Annotated in this window: 22 protein-coding genes; 13 read left to right on the forward strand and 9 right to left on the reverse strand. The window is 33.6% G+C overall.

The genetic code is table 11. The annotated features are described in order from the left end of the window. Positions 1-67: 67 nt before the first annotated feature. Both B0M43_RS02865 and B0M43_RS02870 read right to left on the reverse strand, forming a co-directional pair. Positions 68-1129, reverse strand: coding sequence for an AraC family transcriptional regulator (locus B0M43_RS02865; RefSeq protein ID WP_078006909.1), 1062 nt, complete (start codon positions 1127-1129; stop codon positions 68-70). Between the two features lie 38 nt (positions 1130-1167). Further along, positions 1168-1506 carry a helix-turn-helix transcriptional regulator gene (locus tag B0M43_RS02870; RefSeq protein WP_078006908.1) on the reverse strand — a complete coding sequence of 113 codons (339 nt, stop codon included), beginning with the start codon at positions 1504-1506 and terminating at the stop codon, positions 1168-1170. A 374-nt stretch (positions 1507-1880) separates the two neighbouring features. On the opposite strand from B0M43_RS02870, the gene B0M43_RS02875 reads away from it, so the two are divergent. The 4 genes from B0M43_RS02875 (at position 1881) to B0M43_RS02890 (ending at position 7728) form a co-directional block, all read left to right on the forward strand. Continuing rightward, positions 1881-2111, forward strand: coding sequence for a DUF5808 domain-containing protein (locus B0M43_RS02875; protein ID WP_078006907.1), 231 nt, complete (start codon positions 1881-1883; stop codon positions 2109-2111). 306 nt (positions 2112-2417) lie between these two features. Further along, entirely contained in the window at positions 2418-5849 is a 3432-nt protein-coding gene (locus tag B0M43_RS02880; protein WP_078006906.1) for a hypothetical protein, read from the forward strand. 63 nt (positions 5850-5912) lie between these two features. Further along, on the forward strand, positions 5913-6446 hold the full coding sequence (locus tag B0M43_RS02885; protein WP_065448598.1) for a hypothetical protein: 534 nt from the start codon (positions 5913-5915) through the stop codon (positions 6444-6446). Positions 6447-6657: 211 nt separating this feature from the next. Further along, a complete protein-coding gene (locus tag B0M43_RS02890) occupies positions 6658-7728 on the forward strand; it encodes a glycosyltransferase (RefSeq protein ID WP_078006905.1) in 1071 nt (356 codons plus the stop codon). A gap of 2 nt (positions 7729-7730) precedes the next feature. On the opposite strand, the gene B0M43_RS02895 is transcribed toward B0M43_RS02890, so the two are convergent. From B0M43_RS02895 to B0M43_RS02905, 3 genes are all read right to left on the reverse strand, one after another. Beyond that, positions 7731-9026 (reverse strand): porin, encoded by a 1296-nt coding sequence (locus B0M43_RS02895; protein ID WP_078006904.1) that lies wholly within the window; start codon positions 9024-9026, stop codon positions 7731-7733. A gap of 169 nt (positions 9027-9195) precedes the next feature. Continuing rightward, positions 9196-10275, reverse strand: a complete 1080-nt coding sequence (locus B0M43_RS02900) for a cell wall metabolism sensor histidine kinase WalK (RefSeq protein ID WP_065448601.1) — start codon at positions 10273-10275, stop codon at positions 9196-9198. A gap of 219 nt (positions 10276-10494) precedes the next feature. Continuing rightward, positions 10495-11178, reverse strand: a complete 684-nt coding sequence (locus B0M43_RS02905) for a response regulator transcription factor (RefSeq protein ID WP_041518469.1) — start codon at positions 11176-11178, stop codon at positions 10495-10497. A 233-nt stretch (positions 11179-11411) separates the two neighbouring features. Between B0M43_RS02905 and B0M43_RS02910 the strand changes: the two genes are divergently transcribed. The 4 genes from B0M43_RS02910 (at position 11412) to B0M43_RS02925 (ending at position 17189) form a co-directional block, all read left to right on the forward strand. Next, positions 11412-14183, forward strand: coding sequence for a TonB-dependent receptor (locus B0M43_RS02910; RefSeq protein ID WP_078006903.1), 2772 nt, complete (start codon positions 11412-11414; stop codon positions 14181-14183). 217 nt (positions 14184-14400) lie between these two features. Next, positions 14401-15582 carry a hypothetical protein gene (locus B0M43_RS02915; protein WP_078006902.1) on the forward strand — a complete coding sequence of 394 codons (1182 nt, stop codon included), beginning with the start codon at positions 14401-14403 and terminating at the stop codon, positions 15580-15582. 108 nt (positions 15583-15690) lie between these two features. Further along, a complete protein-coding gene (locus B0M43_RS02920; protein WP_065448603.1) occupies positions 15691-16029 on the forward strand; it encodes a T9SS type A sorting domain-containing protein in 339 nt (112 codons plus the stop codon). A gap of 179 nt (positions 16030-16208) precedes the next feature. Then, complete coding sequence (locus tag B0M43_RS02925; RefSeq protein ID WP_078006901.1) at positions 16209-17189, forward strand: acyl transferase; 981 nt, start codon at positions 16209-16211, stop codon at positions 17187-17189. 311 nt (positions 17190-17500) lie between these two features. Here the strand turns inward: B0M43_RS02925 and tyrS are convergent, their stop codons facing one another. Next, positions 17501-18796 carry a tyrosine--tRNA ligase gene (gene tyrS, locus B0M43_RS02930; protein ID WP_065448605.1) on the reverse strand — a complete coding sequence of 432 codons (1296 nt, stop codon included), beginning with the start codon at positions 18794-18796 and terminating at the stop codon, positions 17501-17503. 209 nt (positions 18797-19005) lie between these two features. Here tyrS and B0M43_RS02935 point away from each other — a divergent pair, with 209 nt between their 5' ends. After that, positions 19006-20007, forward strand: coding sequence for an NAD-dependent epimerase/dehydratase family protein (locus tag B0M43_RS02935; RefSeq protein ID WP_078006900.1), 1002 nt, complete (start codon positions 19006-19008; stop codon positions 20005-20007). A gap of 2 nt (positions 20008-20009) precedes the next feature. Here B0M43_RS02935 and B0M43_RS02940 read toward each other — a convergent pair whose 3' ends face one another. Genes B0M43_RS02940 through B0M43_RS02950 form a run of 3 tightly spaced genes read right to left on the reverse strand, consistent with a single transcriptional unit; the run spans position 20010 to position 22575 of the window. Further along, on the reverse strand, positions 20010-20489 hold the full coding sequence (locus tag B0M43_RS02940; RefSeq protein ID WP_078006899.1) for a DUF4296 domain-containing protein: 480 nt from the start codon (positions 20487-20489) through the stop codon (positions 20010-20012). A 9-nt stretch (positions 20490-20498) separates the two neighbouring features. Beyond that, a complete protein-coding gene (locus B0M43_RS02945; RefSeq protein ID WP_078006898.1) occupies positions 20499-21839 on the reverse strand; it encodes a dihydroorotase in 1341 nt (446 codons plus the stop codon). 10 nt (positions 21840-21849) lie between these two features. Further along, positions 21850-22575 (reverse strand): polyprenol monophosphomannose synthase, encoded by a 726-nt coding sequence (locus B0M43_RS02950; RefSeq protein ID WP_065448609.1) that lies wholly within the window; start codon positions 22573-22575, stop codon positions 21850-21852. 106 nt (positions 22576-22681) lie between these two features. On the opposite strand from B0M43_RS02950, the gene B0M43_RS02955 reads away from it, so the two are divergent. The 4 genes from B0M43_RS02955 to B0M43_RS02970 all read left to right on the forward strand — a co-directional run bounded on the left by B0M43_RS02955 (position 22682) and on the right by B0M43_RS02970 (position 25386). Next, positions 22682-23374, forward strand: a complete 693-nt coding sequence (locus tag B0M43_RS02955) for a DUF4271 domain-containing protein (protein WP_065448610.1) — start codon at positions 22682-22684, stop codon at positions 23372-23374. Positions 23375-23388: 14 nt separating this feature from the next. Continuing rightward, entirely contained in the window at positions 23389-24138 is a 750-nt protein-coding gene (locus tag B0M43_RS02960) for a uroporphyrinogen-III synthase (protein ID WP_041518659.1), read from the forward strand. 453 nt (positions 24139-24591) lie between these two features. Then, positions 24592-25062, forward strand: a complete 471-nt coding sequence (locus B0M43_RS02965; RefSeq protein ID WP_078006897.1) for an Lrp/AsnC family transcriptional regulator — start codon at positions 24592-24594, stop codon at positions 25060-25062. Positions 25063-25110: 48 nt separating this feature from the next. Continuing rightward, positions 25111-25386, forward strand: a complete 276-nt coding sequence (locus tag B0M43_RS02970; RefSeq protein WP_123921787.1) for a hypothetical protein — start codon at positions 25111-25113, stop codon at positions 25384-25386. The last annotated feature ends 35 nt before the right edge of the window (positions 25387-25421 follow it).

Below are 25421 nucleotides of genomic sequence, written 5' to 3' on the forward strand. Positions count from 1 at the left end.
TGTAAATCGTCAAACGAGGTAATCAAAAGAGAAATCAGGAGTACGAATTTATAAATTCAAACTCGTTTTAAACCTGTAAAGCCTGTAATTGATAATTCAAAGGTGTTGTTCCGGTATGTTTTTTAAAGGCCGAAAAGAAAGTCGATTTAGAATTAAAACCTACATCATAACCTACAGATTCTAAGGTCAGTTTATCATTTGATGTGATGATTTTACAAGCTTCCTTTATTCTGAATTCGTTTACAAAACTGGTAAAATTCTTATTCAGGTTATTGTTTAAAAACTGTGATAGCTGATGAGTCGAAATATTCATCTCCTGTGATACATCCTGTAAACTTAAATTTGGATTTTTATACAAGCTTTTTGCGTTCATTATATTTTCCAGCTTTTCGGATAAAATTGCGGCTTCGGTCGAATCTATTCTCTTGCCTGAATATTTTTGATTGTTGAGCAGAAATAAATCGTCTGTTTTTTTTCGATATAAAAGAATCGAAATAATGAGGTAAAGAATAAAAGAAAAAACAATTGCTCCACTAATATAAGTAGCGGCCGGAGCACCCATTATAGCAAGAAAATAAAAAAGAAACAAAAGAAAATTGCCCAGAAAAAGCATCCCGAACCACGTTTCTGCCGGAGTTGTTTTGTGTTTTCTGTTTATGATTTTCGCCAATATACATTTAATCGTATAACATGAAAAAACAACATAAACAAACCATTGAAAATAAATGATTTTTATAAAATAACCGCGCCAGAGTTTTGGGTAATATTCATACGGAAATATAATTCCAACAGTAATAATAAGTATCGCCCAGAATAAAAGTATGAGTTTCCAGGATTTCGGCATTATATTAATTTCAGCAACGGCTGATTTCAGGAAATAATATAAAAAGGGACCAATAAAAAAGCAAGCGGTTAAACCAATTTGTAAATATAATCTAGACAATGTGGGATGAAAATATACAAACACTGATTTTCCAATCCGGATACTTAATGCGAATAATAATGCACCCAAAAAATAATTGGTCAGCAAATTTTTTTTGGTAAAAAAGAAGAAATACACACTTAAAACAATTCCATTAAAAACTCCTAATGCACTAAAAAAGAATAAGAGTTCTTTACTGGTATCCATAATTTAAGTTTGTTTTATCTTCACAAAGCTAAAAAAAATTATGACTTTAACGATTTTTTATCCTCTTTCAAATCCTTAATCACTTTTTTCAATTCTTTGATACGCTTCTCATATTGCTCAATTATTTGATCGGATAATTGATCTGCATCAATAGAAGATACTCCCTTATTATTGAGACCTACTTTTAGTAAGTCTTCCGGAGTTATTCCAAAAATTTTACAAATGGTTAAAATATGATTTGCCCATGAACTGCTTTCGCCGCTTTCCATTCTGGCATATGCTGATTGTGATATATGAAGACAATCTGCCACTTCTTCTTGTGACATTTTTTTATTCTTTCGGAGTATTTTAAGTTTATTACCTACAACAACATTCATATTTTATGGTATTTTTCCTTATAAACCAATAGAGGGCGATTTTATAAAAATATACTCACAAAAAAAGACTTTTATTTTTTAAATAAAAAAACAACTATAAATTACGTATTAAAATACCCGATAATCACATAATAAGAAGCCTTACAAAACAGTAATTTAGACTTGCCAAAAAACAAATAGAAATTACCTCAAATCAAGGATAAGATCTATTAAAAAATTTAACCCCTAAAATCTAAATAATATGAGTAATCCATCATTGTTTTTATGTCTTTTAATAATAGTTATTGCGCTTGGCTACCGATTTTCAAAAAAGTATCGTTAAAAATACCTCCGGAAATTAGTTCGTAATAATAACTTTAAAGCGCTAAAAAATCATGGGGATCAACAATAAACCTGATCAGGAAAATCAAAACGAATGGAATAATGATCCTGATAACTGGATTTGGGGAATGTTTTATTATAATCCAAAAGACAATAGATTGTTTCCTCCTAAAAGAATAAAAGAATTGGGCTGGACGATTAATTTTGCCAATCCAAATTCTGTTTTTATAGCTTTGATTGTAATTGCAATTCTTCTTATTCTGACAGAACACACCAACACTTAAATTCAAAAAACCGGGTAATTACTCCTGATTAATATTCATTACCACATGAAATTCTTCCTATTCAAATATAGCATGGCTATTATAAGCTGTCTGTATTTAGCATACTTTTTTTATAGCCCGGATCACACCGGCAACATGATAAAATCCGGGACATCAATTGTATTGGCACTATTAATTTCGATCTCGATGTTCAGTCAGATAAAAACCAGAAAATAGATCGAAAAACACACATTTAATCTCCAAAATACAGACTCGGAATTTCCCAATTATAAATACTACTTTTGATTTTTTAGAGTTAAAGTATTTATGTTGAAAAAATTACTGTTTTTAACGGTTTTGATCTGGTATTCCGGGCTTCAGGCACAGGAAACGGAATCATCGTACAAAACCAAAAAAGTAATTATAAGCCGCGATACGATTCATCTCGAAGAAGTTAGTATCAATTCTGTTTTTTTCAAAATATTAAATACTAAAAACGAACCTGTAGATTCCAGTTTTTATAAGATTGATTTTCAAAAAGGAACTTTGATTTTGAATGAAAATGCCGGTTCAGTTTCGGATACTTTAATTGTAAATTATCTAAAATATCCTGATTTCTTAACCAAAGAATACAGTCTGTACAAATCTGATCAAGTTGTGACCAATGATATTGGTTCTGAAAAATTATACCGAATTGATAATACCAACACTAAAAAAGTTACGCCATTTGATGGCTTACAAACTTCAGGAAGTATTACTCGCGGCGTTACGGTGGGAAACAATCAAAATACAGTTTTAAACTCTAATTTAGATCTTCAGATTACCGGAAAAATCTCTGATAAAATTAGTATTCGGGCTTCACTTCAGGACAATAACATACCGTTGCAGGATGGCGGTTATTCGCAAAAACTCGATCAATTTGATAATATTTTTATTGAATTATTCAGCAATGACTGGAACATTCGTGCGGGAGATGTTTTTTTGGAGAACAGAAAAACCCAATTTTTAAATTTTAATAAAAAAGTACAAGGCCTTTCAACCAGTTTTAATTTTGGAGATGAAGAAAGCAAAACCAATATTTTTGCCTCGGTGGCTTTTGTAAAAGGGCAATACGCCAAAAGTACTTTTACAGGCCAGGAAGGCAATCAGGGACCGTATAAATTAAAAGGTCAAAACGGTGAGTTGTATGTTCTGGTTATTTCAGGATCTGAACGGGTTTATGTAAATGGTGTTTTGCTAAAACGGGGTGAAAACAATGATTATGTTATTGATTATAATGCCGGAGAAATTACGTTTACTTCCCTTTTTACAATTACTTCTGAAATGCGAATTAATGTTGAATACCAATATTCTGAACGAAATTATAACCGACTCGTAACCTACGCCGGGGCAACACACGAAAATAAAAACTGGAGTTTTGGCGGCTATATTTATTCAGAAAATGATATGAAAAACCAGCCATTGCAACAAAATCTTTCTACAGAGCAGGTCGGGGTTTTAAGTCAGGCCGGTGATAATATTAATTTAATGAAAGCGCCATCTGCTTACGAAGATAGTTATGCTGATAATAAAATCCTGTACAAAAAAATACTCGTCAATGCGGTTGAAGCTTACGAATACTCGAATGATGCCAGCAATGTTTTGTATAATGTAAAATTTAGTCTTGTAGGCAATAATGCCGGAAATTATATTATTCAGAACAACAATTCGGTAGAACGTATTTATGTATATGCTGCTCCTGTAAACGGAATTCTTCAAGGAAATTATGAACCTCTTGTACAATTGGTTGCCCCGATAAAATTGCAGGTAGCCACATTTTTAGGAAAATACAATCCTGATGAAAAAACGCTGGTTGACTTTGAAATTGCCATAAGCAATAACGATAAAAACCTTTTTTCGAAAATCGATGACGGCGACAATAGCGGAATTGCCCTTAAAACCAACATTAAAAAACGTCTTTTTACGAAAGAATGGACTTTAGACGGTTTTGCCAACTACCAATTTGTTCAGGAAGATTTTAGATCTGTGGAGCGATTGTATAATATTGAATTTAATAGGGACTGGAATTTAAATGAAGCACTTTTAGGCAATCAGAGTTTATTGGTTACGGGTTTGAATTTTGATTTATTTGCTAAAAAACAAACCTCAAATATTGGACTGTTTACCTATCAATTTGAAAAATTAGATTATTCTGAAAGTTATTCGGGGGCAAGACATACAACGACTGCCCTCTTCAAACTAAAACAATGGACGATAGAAAATCAGGGTAGTTTTTTAAATAGTGATGCCACAAGTTCGACTTCTAAATTTATCAGAAATCAAACCAGAACCAAATATCATTTTGGTAAAAACTGGATTGGCGCCAGTATGCAAATCGAAAACAACCAGCAACGGGATAAAATTAGCAATCAGTTTTCGGCTTTAAGCCAAAAATTCACAGAATACGGTGCTTTTGTTGGACGTGGTGACAGCACCAAAGTTTTTGTAGAACTAGGTTATTTGCAGCGTCGAAATGATAGTTTGCAAAACGGATTGTTACAACATGTAAACAATTCGCAAACGTATTACTTAAAGTCAAAATTGATTCAGAATAAAACAACCGATTTAGCGGTTTATGCAAGTTATCGTAATTTAGATTTCATTAATTCATCCCGAAAAAATGAACCTTCCTTAAATTCGAGAATATTATATAATGATCGCTTCTTTAACCAGTTTATGCAAATTGGGACGACTTATGAAACCAGTTCAGGAACAATTGCGCAACAAGAATTTACCTATGTAGAAGTTCCAACAGGACAAGGGGTTTATACCTGGAACGATTATAATGGCAACGGAATTCAGGAATTAGAAGAGTTTGAAATTGCTGCATTTGCGGATCAGGCAAAATATGTTAGAATCTTTTTGCCCAATCAAATTTATATTAAAACCAACCAGAATAAATTTTCTCAATCTGTTGCTTTGAATCCGCTGCAATGGCAAAACGAAACAGGGTTTAAAAAACTTGCTTCCTATTTTTACAATCAAACTTCGTTTATTATGGATCGAAAAGTAAAAAGCAGAGGCGAACGTTTAGAACTCAATCCATTTGATTCATCTGAAGAAAATATTCTGGGATTGAATTCGAGTTTTAGAAACAGTCTGTATTACAATCGCGGAAAGCAAAAACATTCTGTAACCTACACTTATCTTATTAATAAAGGGAAGAATTTGCTTTCGATAGGATCTCAAAATGTTAGAAACAGTTCAAACCAATTGCAATACACTCATTTGTATCAAAAAAGCTGGCTGTTTAATTTCTTTACCAAAACAATAAGTACCAATTTAGTTTCTGAAGATTTTGTCGAAAAAAACTATGATTTAAAAGGCTATCAGGTAGCACCAAAAATCAGTTATTTGTTTTCTAAAAATACCAGTTTAGATTTCTTTTATGAATTTCAGAACAAAGAAAACCAAATTGGGAATTTCGAAACTTTAGTGCAAAACAGACTTGGAACTTCCTTTTCGTTTGCGGGAGAGAAAAAGGTCACCCTGAATGGAGAATTTTCTTTTTATCAAAACAAGTTTAACGGCAATGAATTTTCATCTGTAGGTTTTCAGATGCTGGAAGGACTTCAGGAAGGACAAAATTTAGTCTGGAAATTGCTTTTACAGAAAAACATAACACAGTTTCTGGATGTAAATTTAAATTATCAAGGCCGAAAAGGTGAGACTTCAGCGGTTGTTCATACGGGCAACATTCAGCTTCGCGCTTATTTTTAACACTTTACGAAAAATGTATTCATAAATTGATTAATTTTAATTGAAATTTAAAACCGTAACCTTATGAAAAAATTATTATTACTTTGTTTTATGGTGGTTTTGTCTTCTAATTTTTATGCTCAGGAAACAGCTGTAAAAGACACAAAAAGCAAAACCGAAACTGCTGCTAAAAAGAAAAAAGCAACTGCTGACAAAGCGGCATCAGATGCAAAAAAAGAAGCTACTAAAGCAAAAAAAGCAGCCAAAGAAGCCACTGATGCTTCTGCAGCAAGCACAGCAGCAACCAAAAAAGCAGCCGACAAAGAAGCTGCTAAAGCAAAAAGCGATGCCACTAAAGCTTCTAAAAAAGCAACTGCAGCAGCAGATGGAGCTAAAGCTGATGCCAAAAAAGCCGATGCCAAAGCAACTGTAGCTAAGAAAGATGCTACCGCTACTAAAAAAACAGCCACTAAAACATTAAAAGAAACCACAGAGAAAGCTCCAAAAGTAGCGGATAAAGTTACGGGAGAATACAATGGTAAAAAAGTATATACGGGACCAAAAGGCGGTAAATACTACATTAATAAAAACGGAAATAAAACGTATATTCAGGATTAGTCAAAGATACTGAGATGCTAAGCTACTAAGGCGCTAAGATTAATAGAAAAACCGAACTACAGTTCGGTTTTTTTATTTAACAAGCAAAAAACTTAGCATCTTAGAGGCTTAGAAACTTAGAAGCTTAAATCAGAGTTAATAATTTAGTAATATGTACGAAATAACACAAAAAGCTTATTTCTCTATCTTCGTTTTTAAAAAGCGTTAAACTATGAGCATTGACTATTCTGCGAACAAAACAATTTTAGTTGCTCCATTAAACTGGGGACTTGGCCATGCCACAAGATGTATCCCTATTATAAAAGCGCTTCAGGAAAAAAATTTCATACCAATTATAGCTTCTGATGGAGTTGCTTTGGCGTTACTACGCAAAGAATTCCCGTACATACAAACACTTGAGTTGCCTTCTTATCATATTGAATATGCTAAAAATGGTAAAAACTTTAAATGGAAATTGATTAAAAGCCTGCCTAAAATGATCGTTGCTATTTTAGACGAGAAAAAAATGGTGAACCGCTGGATCAAAAAACACGGAATTGACGGGATTATCTCGGATAATCGATTGGGGGTTTTCAGTAAAAAAATTCCATCTGTGTTTATGACGCATCAATTGAATGTCATGACTGGAAATACGACCTGGTTTACGAGTAAATGCCATCAATACATTATAAAAAAATACAATCAATGCTGGGTTCCCGATACTAATGATGCGGTAAATTTAACCGGCGATCTGGGGCATCTTAAAACTACTCACCTCAATTTAAAATACATTGGTCCTTTAAGCAGAATGCGCAAAAAGGAAACTCCAAAATTATATGACCTGATGGTAATTTTGTCCGGTCCTGAACCTCAACGCACTTATTTAGACGAAAAATTACAAAAAGAAGTCACTGATTATAAAGGCAAAGTTGTTTTTATACAAGGCATTGTTGAGAAAACCCAAACCAAATGGCAGGCTGGAAATGTAACGTATTACAATTTCATGAACTCAAAACAACTGGAACAAACTTTTAATGAAAGTGATTTTGTTTTATGCCGTTCCGGTTATACCACAGTAATGGATTTGGCTAAACTAGGCAAAAAAGCCTTTTTTATCCCAACTCCGGGGCAATATGAACAAGAGTATTTGGCGATAAAACTTCAGGAAGAAAATCTGGTACCGTATGCAATGCAAAACGACTTTACGATTGAAGATCTTTCAAAAGTAAAGTCGTTTAAAGGTTTAACTCAGTTTAACGAAGATATCGACTGGGATTCGTTATTTGCCGTTTTTGAAGATTAGTTTTAGAAATTAAACTGCGCTTGTAATCGCAACAAATTTCCTTGCTGACGGTTGATTGGCAGCACGCTGTCTTCAAAAGTTCTGTCGGCAATAACGTATTCTGCTGTAAACTCAAAAGCTTTAAAAGGCTGCCATTCTATACCAATTTCATAATCTCTAACAACATAACTTCTGGCATCTTTTTCGTATTTTTTTCCTCCGTCATAATATTGAAATTTGGCGAAAGGATAAATATGCTGTTTTTTGATGTCTAATTTATAATTCAACAATACATAACCGCCATTTAAATCGGTTTCATCAACTGTATTGGTTACCGTATTGTATCTTGGGCCTGTACCAATATTATATTCTGTCTGGATTCCGAAAGGTCTTGGGTACAAAACAAAAGTTGCGCCCACTCTCTGGTCTTTTACATATTGCGGATCGTTTACTTTTACTCCCGGTGAAATTTCGCCTGTAAATGCCCATTTTCCGGTATAAGCCTGAATTCCGGGTTCTATAATCTGACTGCCAATAACAAAAGGATATGTTACTCTTGCAACCACATTCAAATCTCTGTTACCATCCAGTTTATTGGCAATTTGACCATTGTAAACTCCAAAGGCAAAAACTCCAAAATCGCCTGAACCTTTATAACCGTCTTTTACCAGCATATTAAAACGTTCCCTGATTTCGGCCGGAGCCCAATAAAAAAACAACCCCAAATCACGTTCGTTTAGTATAGCACTGTTCATCGCATCATTACGATCTAATGCCAAACGCTGCGAACTGGACTGCATATTCTCGAAACCATAAGGAATTTTACTTTGTCCTACACGTACACGATATTCCTTTTTCTTATCAAAAGAAAGGTCAAAATACAAATCACGAATCTGAACAAAATTCTGAATTCCTGTACTTGGCGAACTCGCAAAATCAGGTTGGAAATAGAAAAACACATTGGGGTGAACCTGTCCTGAGAACACCAAACGCGCACGACGAATAAAAAGTCCGTTGTTGGCTTTTGCATCAGGATCTGTAGAAGTTGTTCCCCAGGATTTATCACATTGATCACAGGAAACTTTATCATTTGTAGAAAAAAGTCCATTGTATCGTATTTGAGCATATCCTCTTAAGGAAATCCTGTCGTACCAATGTTCTTCGCTACTAACTCCGGATTTGGTATCCGGAAGTTTCGCTTTATTAATAGAATCTAAAATACGCATTACTTCGTTTTTTACATCCTGTTTATTTAATTCTTGTGCATTTGATGCGCAAGTTATGAGTAACAAAACGGCTAAAATTTTTCTTTTTATCATCCTTTCTCTAATTCCCTTAATTTCAAGGTGCAAAGATGACTCACCTATGTTAAGAAATCATTAACAAGATGTTACTATAATAAAAATTTAATGTTACGAAGTTTTGGCGTAGTTTAGTTAATTGTTAAAATCCCATGTTTTGCGGCACTTAACAAAAATCACATCACAATTATTTAACTTCCGCTTTTACTGTTTTATGTGCTTTTTCGAGTGTAAAAGAAAATTCAGAACCAATTCCGAATTCGCTTTCGACGTATACTTTCTCTTTATGCGCTTCGATAATATGTTTTACTATGGCTAATCCAAGACCAGAACCACCCTCTGAACGGGTTCCGCTTTTATCTACTCTGTAAAAACGCTCGAAAAGTCTTGGGATATTTTGTTTTTCTACCCCTTCTCCGTTATCACTAATTCGGATTAATACCTTTTTCTTGGTCAAGTTTACAACACCAACTTCGGTTAAACCTCCGTCTTTACCATATTTAATAGAATTAACAAGCAGGTTTTCTAAAACTTGCTGAATCCTGTCCTGATCACCACGTACAATAACCGATTGTACATTTTTGCTTTCAAAAGCCAGTTTGATTTTCTTTTTGTCAGCTTTCATTTCCAACAAATCAAACACATTCTGAATAAGTTCAACGATATTAAAATCAGTCATATTCAAGTCCAGGTCTCCTGACTCGAGTTTGGTAATCATGTCTAAATCTTCCACTATATAGATGAGACGTTCAACTCCTTTTTCGGCACGTTTCAAGTATTTCTTTCTAATGGTTTTATCATCCATTGCTCCATCCAGTAAAGTCGAAACATAACCCTGAACCGTAAACAAAGGCGTTTTAAGTTCGTGCGAAACATTCCCTAAAAACTCTCTACGGTATTGTTCACGAATTTCCAGCATTTCGATTTCGAGTTTTTTATCGGTAGCAAACTTTTTTACTTCACGCGAAAGCGTTTCCATATCAGTAGTGATGGGTTGATTTATTAGTGTTGTTGATTCTAATAAAGAAACCTCATCGTAGATTTTCTTTACTCGTCTGTAAATAAAGCGTTCTACACGATATTGCAAGACCAAAAAGGAGAAAATGTAAATCGAAATAATGAAAACTATTCCAAATGCGACCTGATGTTTTAGCTGATTTTTATAAAATAAATTCATCAGGATCAGCACAAATCCTGTTCCGAAAAGACTGATGTATAATGCTGACTTTACAGCAAATTTGTATGTTTTTTTAAAATTAATTTTCATTGAGATTATTGAACCATTAAGAGATTATATTTTTACCATATAAGTTATATAAGTTCATTTAAAGTAAAGCGCAATTGTATGATTACATTAAGAACTTAAAAAAAGAAATCTTTGTCAAAGTTTTGAACTTTGACAAAGATAACCTTTGATTCGAAAAGTATGTTGTACTAATTTAAATGAACTTATATAACTTATATGGTTCAAATATTTATTGAATGTCTAGACTTCAAATTTGTAACCAACACCTTTTATGGTTTTAAAAAGATCTTCGCCTATTTTTTCGCGTAATTTTCTGATGTGAACATCGATTGTTCTTCCTCCTACTACCACTTCATTACCCCAAACTTTATCCAGGATTTCGTCTCTTTTAAAAACTTTTCCAGGTTTTGAAGCCAATAAATAAAATAATTCGAATTCTTTTCTTGGTAAAGCAATTTCTACATTGCCTTTTATGATCTTATATTCTTCACGATTAATCTCGATTCCGCCAACATTTAAGGTATCACTAACAACTTCTTGTTCTTTTAACCTTCTTAACAAAGCCTTTACTTTGCTTACCAATAATTTTGGTTTTATTGGTTTGGTAATATAGTCATCTGCACCTGCATCAAAACCAGCAACTTGTGAGTAATCTTCGCTTCTGGCAGTTAAGAATGTTATGATAACATTATTTAATTCAGGGATTTTTCTAATGTGTTCGCAAGCTTCCATTCCATCCATTTCGGCCATCATTACATCCATAATAATTAGGTCCGGTAATTCTTTCTGAGCCTTTGCTATTGCTTCTTTTCCATTTGAAGCCGTAACAATCTGGTAGCCTTCCTGAGCAAGGTTATAGCCAACGATTTCTAAGATATCTGGTTCATCGTCAACTAATAAAATCTTGGTTTGTGTTTTTTTCATAAATAGCAAAAATTGAGATTTTTACATCAAATTTTCTTCGTTAAACATTCGATGTTTTTTATTTCACAGCGTAAATATACTAACAAAATAACCGTTAAAAATTGCGGTTAACGGTAATTTAATCTGGTAACAATTTGATAATCTACAAGACACAAAAACATAACAAGTGCCTAACATGAACTTTACACAGCGTTTCTTTCTTTGCACAAAAATAAATCAAACACAACACAAAAATGAAATTCAATTTAAAATTTCTATTTATCACATTCTTTATTTGTACGATTTCGATCGCTCAAAACAAAGGTACGATTTCTGGTGTATTAACCGACAAAGAAACCAACAATCAACCTTTACCTTTCGCAAATGTTTTAGTAAAAGGGACTACAACAAGTGCGAACACTGACATTGACGGAAAATATTCGTTGAACGTAAATCCGGGAAATTATATCGTTATTTTTAGTTTCGTTGGATATGAATCTGTAGAACAGCCAGTAACTGTTAAAGCAAATGAAACTATTACTGTAAATCAGGTACTTTCATCTGGGGGTTATACGCTAAAAGATGTTGTAGTAAAATCATCTGGAGTAAACAGACAAAAAGAATCAGCATTACTTTTAGAACAAAAAAATGCTGTAGATATTAAACAGTCTATTGGTGCACAAGAACTTTCAAGAAAAGGAGTTAGCGATGTTGCTGGTGCAGTTTCGAAAACTACCGGAATCACAAAGCAAGAAGGCACAGGAAATATTTTCGTAAGAGGTTTAGGAGATCGTTACAATTCTACAACAATGAATGGTCTTCCAATTCCATCAAACGACCCTGAGAAGAAAAATATCAATTTAGATATTTTCTCAACAGATATTATCGAATTTGTTTCTATTGATAAAGTTTACAATGGAAAGTTTTTTGGAGATTTTGCTGGAGGAAATGTAGATATTGTTTCTAAAGATTACAAAGGAAATGGTTTTTTTAGAATTGATGCTGAATCAAAAGTAAACACAAATGCTGTTGGTGAAGATAATTTTACACTACAAAAAGGTCCAAACTCTTTTGGATTTAGCAAAGCTGAAATTCCAAATGACCCATTAAATCAATATAATTTTAACTCATTACAGTTTGACAAAAAAACTCCACTAGGAGGTTCATTCGGTCTGTCTGGTGGTGATTCATTCAACGTTGGAAGCGAAGGAAAAATCAATATTTTCGGAACAGCTTCTTTTACAAATGAATATTCTTCAAGAACTAACGGAACAGCTAAAGGAAGCGTAAATGCTGCCGGTGTTGCAGGAAAAGATTTAGATTACAACTATTTATCTTATGGCACAAATACAACCGGAATGTTTAATGCGGGATATAAAATCAACAACAATAACAAAATTAACTTCAACTCTTTATATATCAATACATCTGCACAAAGAAAAGAAGAATCTTCAGGGTACATTGTTGACTTAGCAAATGAAGGAAACGGGTATATTCGAAGAAATGAATATGAGAAAACTGATTTATGGGTAAACCAATTATTAGGAGAACATAAGTTAAGTGACAGAAGTACTTTAAACTGGGGAGGATCTTATAATCTTGTAAACCAAAACATTCCAGACAGAACGTACAATACAATGAATAAAGTTGATGGTGGTTATGTAATCAATTCGCAATCTGCACCAAACAACAATCGTTATTTCCAGGAGTTAAAAGAAAATGAATTAGCAGCCAATATAGCTGTTAGCTATAAATTCAAAAAAGACAGCGAAGGAGAATACAAAGGAAAATTTACTGTAGGATATAACGGAAGATTCAAAAACAGAGACTTTGAAGCTACTCAATTTAATCTTAAAACAACAACATTTCCAGTTTCTCATACTGGAGATATCGTAGATCCAAATAATCTGGATTTGTTTTACAATCAACAAAATTTCGCTAATAATTTCTTCACTATTTCAACTTTCCGTGGTGGCTCAGAAGTTCCTAATGCTCTGGACCCGCAAACTTATAATGGTGACTTGACAATTAACGGAGGATACCTGAATACAGAATATAAATTCAACAAATTAACTGCCGTTGTTGGATTAAGAGCCGAAGTTATAACGCAAAATGTAGAATGGAGTACTCAATTAGACCCTGCAGGTGGAAGTGATAATTTGGAAAAAACTGCTTTTTTACCAAGTTTAGTTTTAAAATACGAACTTAATGAAAAACAAAATTTAAGATTAGGAGCCAGTAAGACATATACCTTGCCTCAATTTAAAGAAAGATCTCCTTTTATTTATGAGGAATTTTTACAGGCAAAAATTGGTAACCCTTTCTTGTATGCATCAGACGATTATAATTTAGATATTAAATGGGAAATATTTCCAAAAAGTGATGAAGTAATTTCCTTAACTGCATTTGGAAAATATATTTTAAATCCAATTAACGAGGTAATCATTAACTCATCTACAAACGATATTTCTTATGTAAACTCTGGAGATTACGGTTACGTAGCAGGTGCTGAAGTAGAATACAAAAAAGTACTTTTTTCTTTTGACAGTGAAAACACTAAAAAACTAACAGGAGGAATTAATGCTTCTTACTTATACAGCAAGCAAGAATTAAATGACGAGAAGGTTCTTGAAGAAACTAACGGGACACGTCCAACTACTTTTACTAATAAAACAGGTAAATTTACAGGAGCTTCTCCTTTGTTATTAAATGCTGACATATCATTCTATAACGAATGGAATGACAAAAAAAGTAACTTAACTACAACACTAGCTTATACTTATTTCTCTGATCGAGTAAATGCAATTGGTACACTTGAAAAAGGCGATTTAGTAGACAAAGCCGTTGGTTCATTAGATTTCATTGCAAAATCTAAACTAAGTAAAAACTATGGTCTTGGTTTGGTGGTGAAAAATATTTTAGACCCTACAGTTAACAGAGTTCAGGAAAATCAATCTGGAGATGTAAATGTTTTGAGTTACAAAAAAGGTTTAAACTTAAGCTTACAATTTAGCTATGAGTTTTAACTAAGATATAATTTGAATTAGTAAAAGACGGCTTAATAGCCGTCTTTTTTTTTGAGAAACTTTAAAGTTAGAAAAACATGCCAAGCAGTTAACATTTAGTTAATATAAAAATCGCTTTTTATTAAACTAACAATCACAGTTACTTAACATTTAAAAAAGATTTCTAATCCATCTTTGCAACAAGAAATTAAACACAAAAAACATTATTAAAAGGATTATGAAAAAATCAATTTTAAATTTCGTTACAGTTATTGCTTTATCAGGAGGCTTGCTTACAAGCTGTTCTAATGATGACGATAAAAAAACAACAACACCTTCAACTTTTGTTGCTGATCCTGCTAACTTTCAAGGAAAAATCACTGATGGTGAGGTTGTACTTGACGCATCTAAGACTTACAAATTAACTGGAGCAATAAAAGTAGAAAACGGAGCAACTTTAACTATTCCTGCCGGAACAGTTATTGAAGGTACTGGAGGAACTGCATCATACATATCTGTTGCCCAAGGTGCAAAAATAAATGTAAACGGTACAGCTGCAAAACCAGTTATCATGACTGCTGCTGTAAAACAAGCTGGAAAATGGGGAGGTTTAGTAATTTGTGGTAAAGCTCCAATTAACCGTGTAAGCGGGGGTGCAAGTACAGCTACATCTGAAGTTGCTGAATTAACTTATGGAGGAACTAACTCTGCTGACAACTCAGGATCTATCAAATATTTAAGAATTGAGTATGCTGGAGCTGCTTTCAATGATGCTAAAGAGTTTAATGGACTTTCATTCTTTGGAGTTGGCTCAGGAACAGTTGTTGAAAATGTAGAAGCTTATTACGGTGCTGATGACGGATTTGAATTCTTCGGAGGATCTGTAAATACTAAAAACTTAATCTCTATTGGTAACGAAGATGATCAGTTTGACTGGACAGAAGGATGGAATGGTACTAACGAAAACTGGTATGGTAAATTAGATTTCGGAAAAGGAAACAGAGGAATTGAAGCTGATAACTTTGAATTCGGATATGCTTTCACTCCAATCGCTAACCCTACTATCACAAACTTAACTCTTGTTGGACCTGGAAGTACAGCAGCTGTTGCTAACTTCGCAGAAAACCAAGCAATCAAATTAAGAAGAGGAACTAAAGGACTTATTTCAAACGTAGTTTTAAGCTCTTGGGCAACTGGAGTTGATGTTGAAAACGACGAAACTATAGCTTTCATCGGAACATCTTTAAAAGTTTCAAACGTATTATTCGTAACCGATGTACCTACAAAAACTAAAGGTAAGAAAACAGATGGGACTTCTGCTACTGTATCAGCTGTTGTAACTGAATTAGCTACTGCTACTGGAGCTGGTAATGGTGTTGGAGCTCCAACATGGGCTGCTGGTTGGTCAGTTGGTTTCTAATCATATAAAAAACAAAATGTTAAAAACATCCTAAATTTTTAGGGTGTTTTTTTTTTGGCGTAATTTTTGTAATTTTTTTTGTATATTTACGGTAATCAAAATAACGCGATGGCAAAAAACTACTTTTATATTACATTCTTATTGGCTTTTTTCTTTACTCTTAGTGTCTCGGCACAAGATAGTAAGCAATTACCAAAACCTCAAGAGTCTACTACCATTGAGGGTTTAAGCTTGTACCCTAATCCAGTGAAAAACGGAAAAGTATATATTTCTTCGAAAAATGATTTGGAAAAAGAAATTATCATTTTTGATGTTTTAGGAAAAAAAGTACTTCAAACACATTTAAGTTCAAAAGAATTAAACGTTTCAGATCTTGTACCCGGCGTTTACATTATTAAAATAAGCGAAGAAAATGCTTCTGCAACCAGAAAACTCATCATTCGATAAATTAGAAAAAAGCTCCAATTTTCATTGGAGCTTTTTTTATGGTATTCAGTTGCCGTTTTCCGTTTTCATACTTTGACCATAAATATATTATTAAAACCGCTGAGAAAAACCGGACTGAAAACTGGGACTGAAAACTGAAAACTATTTACAATTATACTTACCTTTGCACAAAAAAAGTTTTGATCACAGCCAACGATATATTCACAATTTCGAGTCATAAACAATTTGAAAAAATAGCGCTAAAAGTGTTTCGTTTTCAGCACGAGAATAATCAGGTATACCGTGATTTTTGCGATTTTTTAAAAATCAATCCGCAACACGTAAAATCACTGGAGCAAATTCCCTTTTTACCTATTCAGTTTTTCAAGAGCCATGATGTAGTTTCTAATAATGATCCGGCTCAGGTTACTTTTACCAGCAGCGGAACAACCGGAATGATCACAAGCCGACATATCGTGACCGATGTTTCCTTATATGAGGAAAGTTATCGCAATGGTTTTTCGCAGTTTTACGGCAACATCGAAGATTACGTAGTTTTAGCCCTTTTACCATCTTATCTGGAGCGCGATGGATCTTCGTTAATTTATATGGTCGAAGACCTGATAAAACTATCCAATCAGCCTGAAAGCGGGTTTTATTTACACAATCACGACGACTTAATAAAAAAACTAACCGCTCTTGACGAATCCGGTCAAAATGTAATTTTAATTGGAGTTACTTACGCATTACTGGATTTGATCGAAAAACATCAATTCAATCTTCAGAATACCATAATTATGGAAACCGGAGGAATGAAAGGCAGACGCAAAGAAATGATCCGCGAAGAATTGCACGAGATACTTTGTAAAGGTTTTGGCGTTTCGGCAATTCACTCAGAATATGGAATGACCGAACTTCTGGGACAAGCGTATTCTCTAGGCGAAGGCGTATTTGAATGTCCGTCCTGGATGCACATTTTAGTTCGTGATCCCGAAGATGCTCTCACTTACGTGAAAGATGGAAAAACCGGCGGGATCAACGTTATTGATTTGGCCAACATCAACTCATGTTCCTTTATCGCTACACAGGATTTAGGCAAAAAAAATCCCAACAACTCTTTCGAGGTATTGGGACGTTTTGATAATTCGGATATTCGTGGGTGTAATTTGATGGTTCTTTAAAGTTCAATTGTTAATTTACTAAAATTGTTTATCTGCCAAATAACTAGTAAACACTTAATATTCCATAGGAATATCTCATAGGTAGAAAAATAGCATTATTTCGTACGTGTCCTGTAGGGACACCTGTTTTAAAAAAACAACAGCATATATGCTTCATTAATCAAACGTCCCTACGGAACGTAAAAACCTAATCAACCTAATACTACCAACGAGACATTCCTATGGAATGATTTGTTTTTAAAATAAAAAAATCCAATAACTCTTTCGAGATATTGGATTTCATATTTTTTAAGATTAAAATGCTAAGCCATTTAAACCACTCTTATAACAAAATAATTCTTCTTCCCACTTTGCAACAACACAAACTGATTATTAATTAAATCATTTGTCGTCAATACAAAATCTTCTTTTATTTTTTCTCTGTTTACTGAGATTGAGTTTGCTGTTAAAGCACGTCTAGCTTCTCCGTTTGATTTAAAGAAACCTGTTTTTTCGTTTAAAACGGTAACAATATCCAATCCGTTTTCTAAATCAGCTTTTGCGATTTCAGCTTGAGGAACTCCGTCAAAAACTTCTAAAAAAGTTGTTTCATCCAATTTCTTCAGATCGTCTGCAGTAGAATTTCCGAACAAAATATTCGAAGCCTGAATTGCTTTTTCTAATTCTTCTTCAGAGTGAACAAAAATCGTGATTTCTTCAGCCAGTTTCTTTTGTAAAACTCTTAAATGCGGAGCTGTTTTATGCTCTTCGATCAAAGCATCAATCGTTTCTTTATCTAAAAAAGTAAAGATTTTAATGTATTTTTCAGCATCAACATCTGTTGAATTTACCCAAAATTGGTAAAATTTATATACCGAAGTTTTATCAGCATCCAGCCAAACATTTCCCCCTTCAGATTTACCAAATTTAGATCCGTCTGCTTTTGTTATTAATGGAGTTGTAAGAGCAAAAGCTTTTGCATTTTCTCCTCCCATTCTGCGCACTAATTCTGTACCTGTGGTGATATTTCCCCATTGATCAGAACCTCCCATTTGCAAAACGCAATTGTTATTTTTATATAAATGATAAAAATCGTAACCCTGAATTAATTGATAGGTAAACTCTGTAAAAGACATTCCTTCGCCTTCTCCGGCAAATCTCTTTTTTACTGAATCCTTCGCCATCATGTAATTTACCGTGATACGTTTTCCAACTTCACGTGCAAAATCAATAAACGAGAATTCTTTCATCCAGTCATAGTTGTTTACCATAACAGGAGCATTTTCTTCTTTTGAATTAAAGTCTAAGAAACGAGATAAAACACTTTTTATTCCTGCAACGTTTTTAGCTAAAGTTTCTTCGTTCAGCAAATTTCTTTCGTCAGATTTACCAGATGGATCACCAATCATTCCGGTTGCACCACCAACCAGGGCGATCGCTTTATGACCGGTTCTGTTTAAGTGAACCAATAAAATAATCTGAACCATACTACCAATATGTAGCGAATCTGCCGTTGGATCAAAACCTATATATGCCGTCGTTACCTCTTTAAGCAATTGTTCTTCCGTTCCTGGCATGCTATCATGATATAATCCGCGCCACTTTAATTCTTCAACTAGATTCTTCATTTTTAAAATAATTTGTGCAAATGTAATCAATGTCAATATCAATATCAAAAAACAATTACAATGTAATTTGCCACAAAGTCGCGAAGACACAAAGAATAATTAAAAAACTTCGTGATTTTGATGCAAAATAAAAACAAAAAAACTTTGTGCCTTTGTGCCTTCGTGGCAAAACTTTTGTGCTTTTGTAACAAAATCGGTATATTTACAAAATGGTATTAGTAACTGGAGGAACGGGTTTAGTTGGCGCACATTTATTACTTCATTTAATTGAAAATGGAGAAAATGTAAGGGCGATTTATCGAAACCTAAACAACATTCAAAAAACAAAATCAGTTTTTGAATTGTATAATAAAGGCGATTTATTCGAAAAGATCCATTGGCTTGAAGCCGATATTCTTGATGTTCCTTCATTAGAAACTGCTTTTATTGGTATCGACTACGTTTATCATTCAGCCGCATTAATATCCTTTGACCCTAAAGACGAAGAATCATTACGAAAAACCAATATTGAAGGAACAGCCAATATGGTTAATTTTTCTATTGCCAAAGAAGTCAAGAAATTTTGTTTTGTAAGTTCCATTGCCGCTTTAGGAGACATAGCACCACACGAAACCTATATTACCGAAGAAACAGACTGGAATCCTGAGAAACCCCACAGCGATTATGCGATTTCTAAATATGGTGCCGAAATGGAAGTTTGGCGTGCACTTCAGGAAGGTTTAGATATTATTATTATAAATCCTGGTGTGATTTTAGGCCCAATTGCAGCAACAAAAATTTTTGATGAAGGAAGTGTCGAATTGTACCGAAAAGTAGCGAACGGACTTTCATTTTACACTCTTGGAAGCACTGGCTTCATCACTATCAATGATGTCGTACGAATTGCAAATGAATTAATGAAAAGCGACATCAAAAACGAGCGTTTTACTTTAATTGCCGACAATATTGTTTTTCAGGATATTCTAAACACAATTGCAGATACTTTAAAAGTAAAAAGACCTAGTACTCATGCTAAGCCATTATTGATGAATTTTCTATGGATTGCGGATGCGGTGTTTTCAACTTTATTTTTTCAAAAAAGAAGTATTACCAAAGCAACTGCAAAAGCTTCTTATTCAAAGAATTTGTACTCCAATGAAAAAATAAAAACCGCTCTGGGAACGGTTTTTTTAGATGTACATCAATACATAAAAGAAGTTTCGAAGTTATAAGACTATCTCTTTTTTCTTAACTGTATTAATTGTTTTATAGAATCTATAGTTGCCTGCTGCTTCACAGGTTTCTTCACTGCTTCTTTAATAGAATCTTTTTCTTTCTTTTTCTTTTCTTTAGCCGCTTTTTTGTCTTCGATTTTCACAATCGAATCTGTAGCTCTTTGATTGACAGACAAACGCTTACCAATTTCATCAAACATTTCCTTGTACGCTTCATAGTCAGTTGCATAATACATATTGCTTTGTGCAAACTGCAAACTGTCAACTTTATACTTTTTCAAAATAAACTTTACAGGATCTGTTTCAACTGAGTCTAATGAGATCGGATTTTGATATTTCATTGCATCCAAAAGAGACAAATCATACATAATATCAATCATCTTTTCTTTCTGTATAAGTTTTGAAGGCTGTTTGACCAACTCTTTTTTACAACTTACAGAAAGAAACAAAACCAATACTATTATTATACAATTTTTCATTTCAGCTTTTTATCTGTCAAACAATAATCTTTTTCCGTTGCGAAGGTCTTTTACTTTAAAATTATTATAAACCAGTTCACCATTCACGAAAGTGTGGGTAATTCTCGATTTAAAAGTATAATTTTCGAAAGGCGACCAACCGCATTTTGCTAAAATATTTTCTGGTTTTACGCTCCATGGCAAACTTGGATTCACAATAACCAAATCAGCAAAATAACCTTCTTTTATAAAGCCTCTTTTTTCGATTTTGAAAATTTTAGCCGGATTGTGGCACATTTTCTCTACAATTTTCTCTACAGTAATTTTCCCCTGATGATGCGCTTCGAACATTGCTACAACAGCATGTTGCACAAGCGGACCTCCAGAAGGCGCATTTAGATACGATTGCATTTTTTCTTCTTTAGTATGTGGCGCGTGATCTGTAGCAATTACATCAATACGGCCATCATTTAAGGCTTTCCAAAGCTCTGCTCTGTCCTGAGCCGTTTTTACAGCAGGGTTCCATTTGATGAAATTTCCTTTTGTTTTATAATCCTCATCGGTAAACCAAAGATGATGTACACATACCTCAGCGGTAATTTTTTTATCTTCTAATGGAATTTTATTCGTAAACAACTCCATCTCTTTCGCAGTCGACAGGTGAAAAATATGCAAACGGGCTCCGGTTTTCTTTGCCAGTGCCACAGCTTTTGATGATGAAATATAACAAGCCTCTGCACTACGAATCAAATGGTGCGCCGTTACCGGAACATCATCGCCATATTGTTCTTTAAATGCAGCAAGATTATTTTGGATCGTAGTTTCGTCTTCACAATGCACAGCAATTAACATTGGCGTGCTTGAGAATATTTTTTCTAAAGTCGCTTCGTTATCCACCAACATATTTCCGGTAGATGAACCTAAGAAAATCTTGATTCCCGCAACATTTTTCGGATTGGTTTTCAAAACTTCTTCCAGGTTATCATTGGTTGCCCCCATCATAAACGAATAATTGGCAAATGATTTTACGGCAGCAATTTGATATTTATCTTCTAAAATTTCCTGAGTAACCGCATTAGGAACCGTATTAGGCTGTTCGATGAATGAAGTTATTCCTCCCGCAACCGCAGCTCTTGATTCTGATTCGATATCCCCTTTATGTGTTAATCCAGGCTCTCTAAAATGCACCTGATCATCAATAGCACCCGGAATTAAATAACTTCCTTCGGCATCTATTACTTTACAATCGGATGTTTTTAAGCTAATACTATCTGCAACTTCAACAATTAAGTCGTTCTCAATCAAGACATCACCCTCAAAAACAGATCCTTCGTTTACTATTCTGGCATTCTTTATTAAAATCTTATTCATCACCGTGGTATTATAATGTATTGATTAATTTTTTTAATCTAAGGGAAATTACACCCAAAATAGCTTCTTTGATAATGGCATTGCTCATTTTCGAAACTCCTTTTGTTCTGTCTGTAAAGATAATAGGAACTTCGGTAATTTGAAATTTGGCACAATATGTCCTGTATTTCATTTCGATCTGAAAAGCATAACCCACAAATTTTATTTTGTTAAGATTGATTTTTTCCAGCACCTCTCTTTTATAACAAACAAAACCTGCCGTAGCATCATGTATTTTCATTCCGGTAATAAACTTCACGTAAACAGAGGCAAAATAAGACATTAAAACACGACTTAGTGGCCAGTTTACAACGTTTACGCCTGTTACATAACGGGAACCAATAGCCAGATCCGCTCCGCCAAAATGGCAAGCATCAAATAATTTTTCAAGATCATTAGGGTTATGAGAAAAATCAGCGTCCATCTCAAAAATGTAATCGTACTTGCGCTCCAAAGCCCATTTGAAACCGTGAACATAAGCAGTTCCTAAGCCTGATTTTTTGGCTCTTTTTTCTAAAAACAACCTATCAGGAAATTCTTCCTGCAACGCAATTACCTTATTGGCCGTAAAATCCGGCGAATTATCATCAATAATCAAAAGATGAAAAGGTTTGTGTTGCGAGAGTACAGCTCTTACTATACTTTCAATATTTTCGATTTCGTTGTAAGTGGGGATTATGACAATACAATCATTCATTTTTCTGCGTAAATTTCACCGCAAAAGTAAACTTTTTATAGCATTTGATTCATAATAAATATATAATAAAAGTATTGATACAAAAAATTACTAATTTTGTGTCGTTATGATTGAACAACTTCACCCTCGAATTATCGAAAACAAAGACTGGGCGACACTTTTATTTGTGTTGACCTTTGCTGTTGTGGCTATTACTAAATCAGCATATGAAACTAGATTTAGCGAATTTAGCAAGCTTATTTTTTCAGACAAATACGCAAAAATATATCGCGACAACAACCACCTAAAAAGCAGTTTTACGGTTGGTTTGTTTTTTGTTCAGGTTATTTCGTATGCTTTTTTCATTCAGTTGACCATGCATATTTTTTCAGAAGATCCTAAAACGGGAACTTATAGCATTTTAAAAACCGACTGGATTTTGTTTATTCAGATCGCTACATTGCTGCTTTATTTTATTCTGGCGAAGTTTTTAATCGAAAAAATCATTGCAACTTCATTCAACATCGATGAGTTTGCCGACCTTTTTAACTTACAAAAAGTTACTTACAGAACTTATATTGGCGTTTTAGTGCTTCCTATTAATGCTATTTTATTTTATTATGACAATATTCCTAAAATTATACCGCTTGCAATCATAGGTATTTCGCTATGTATCAGCCTCTACTCCTATTTTATTTCAATAAAAACATATCAAAACGTAATAATCAGCAAGTTATTTTATTTTATTTTATATCTTTGCGCTCTTGAAATAGCACCTTATTATTTTCTTTATTATTGGATTACAAAAGGGAGTGCTTAGAAAATGTTTATAATATGAAAGTGAAAACAATTTTGGTGTCACAGCCTGAACCTAAAGTGGAAAATTCTCCTTACTTTGAGCTCCAACAAAAACACAAAATAAAAATTGATTTCAGACCATTTATTCATGTGGAAGGGGTTAATGCAAAAGAGATTCGATTACAAAAAATCGACCTTAATCATTATACTGCTATAATTTTGACAAGCCGTAATGCGGTGGATCATTTTTTTAGAGTAGCTGATGAGATGCGCTATAAAGTCCCTGAAGGATTGAAATATTTCTGCCAATCTGAAGCTGTTGCATTTTACCTGCAAAAGTATGTCGTGTATAGAAAACGTAAGATTTACGTTGGAGCAAAAGATTTTGCAGACTTATCACCTCTTATCAAAAAATACAAAGACGAAAAATTCCTGCTTCCGGCATCTGACCAATTGAATGCTGATGCTCCTATAACGTTAAACAATCTAAAAGTAGACTGGGCACAAGCTGTTTTTTACAAAACGGTAATGAGCGACTTATCTGACCTTGCAGATGTTTATTATGATGTTTTAGCATTTTTTAGTCCAACCGGAATAAAATCATTGTTTAAAAACTTCCCGGACTTTAAGCAAAACGATACCAGAATCGCAGTTTTTGGAAGCACAACTCAAAAAGAAGCTCTCGATCACGGTTTAAGAATTGATATTCTTGCTCCAACTCCTGAAACTCCTTCTATGACAATGGCTTTAGAAAAATACATCGCAGAAGCAAACAAAGGAAAATAATCCTTTTTTAAATTACAATATTTTTAAATTCCAAATTTCAACTTTACTGTTGGGATTTGGAATTTTTTATTTTAAATCACTTTGGATTATAAGTATCTAAACACAATCATTGTCATCCCGAGGAACGAGGGATCTCCGCGAGTAGCTCGACAAAGATAGACAACTTACTTTACGGAGTTTCTTGCGGAGATCCCTCGTTCCTCGGGATGACAAAAATGCGAATAATAACTTTGAACGTAAACATTTGTCAAAGTTCTCTTCTGTCTTTATTTAAATTTCACATTTTAAGAACTTCTCTTTATTTTCTTAATCTCTTAATGGTAAAAAAAAGAAAAAAACTCAACGCTGAGTAAAATAATTCAAATCTTGATTTTTCAAATATTTTAAAGTTTTATTCCTAAATTTGATTTCTATTATAAACCAAATCATCAAAATAAGTTTCAAACCACAACTATGAAAATCAACTCCCTTTTAATCGAAATTGACGGTATCGACAAAGAAATCCTTCGTTACTTAATGGAAGATGCCCGAAAACCTATTTTACAAATTGCTAACAAAATAGGCATTTCCGGAGCTGCAATTCATCAGCGCTTGAAAAAACTGGAGCAATCCGGCGTTATTTCCGGCTCTAAGTTTACTGTAAATCCAAAAGTTTTAGGTTATAATACCATGGCGTTTATTGGCGTTTATCTGGACAAAGCTTCGAGAAACTCTGAAGCCGTAAAAGATTTAAAAAAAATTCCTGAAGTTTTAGAATGTCATTATACCACCGGAAATTGGTCGGTTTTGATTAAAATCATTTGTCGCGACAACGAACATTTGATGCAGCTATTGAATACCAAAATTCAGGCTATTGAAGGAGTTTCAAGAACGGAGACTTTTATTTCCTTAGATCAGCAGATTGACAGGCAGATTCAATTGTAAATTTGATAATGTGTCAATTTGATAATGAGATAATTTTTAAAAAACTTTATGACAAACATTAGACCCGAAATTAAAACCATCCTGTTTTTTATATTTTACTTTGTAATAGCATTTATTGCAGAGAAAACAAGCCCAAGCGGTGTTTGTACACCAGGATTTGGCTTTTTATTGTTTTTACTTTCAATACCGGTGAGTATCATTTATTCTTCAATTCTTTATTACAAATATTATAAATCAGAAAACAAACAATACTTAAACTCAATTTATATTATATCCGGAATTTGGGTTTTACTATTTATCTTTTTAAGCTTTAGCAATTCATAAAAAAAACCCGATTAGATTAAAACTAATCGGGTTCC

Source organism: Flavobacterium sp. KBS0721 (assembly GCF_002007065.3).
In the GTDB taxonomy this organism is placed as follows: domain Bacteria; phylum Bacteroidota; class Bacteroidia; order Flavobacteriales; family Flavobacteriaceae; genus Flavobacterium; species Flavobacterium piscis.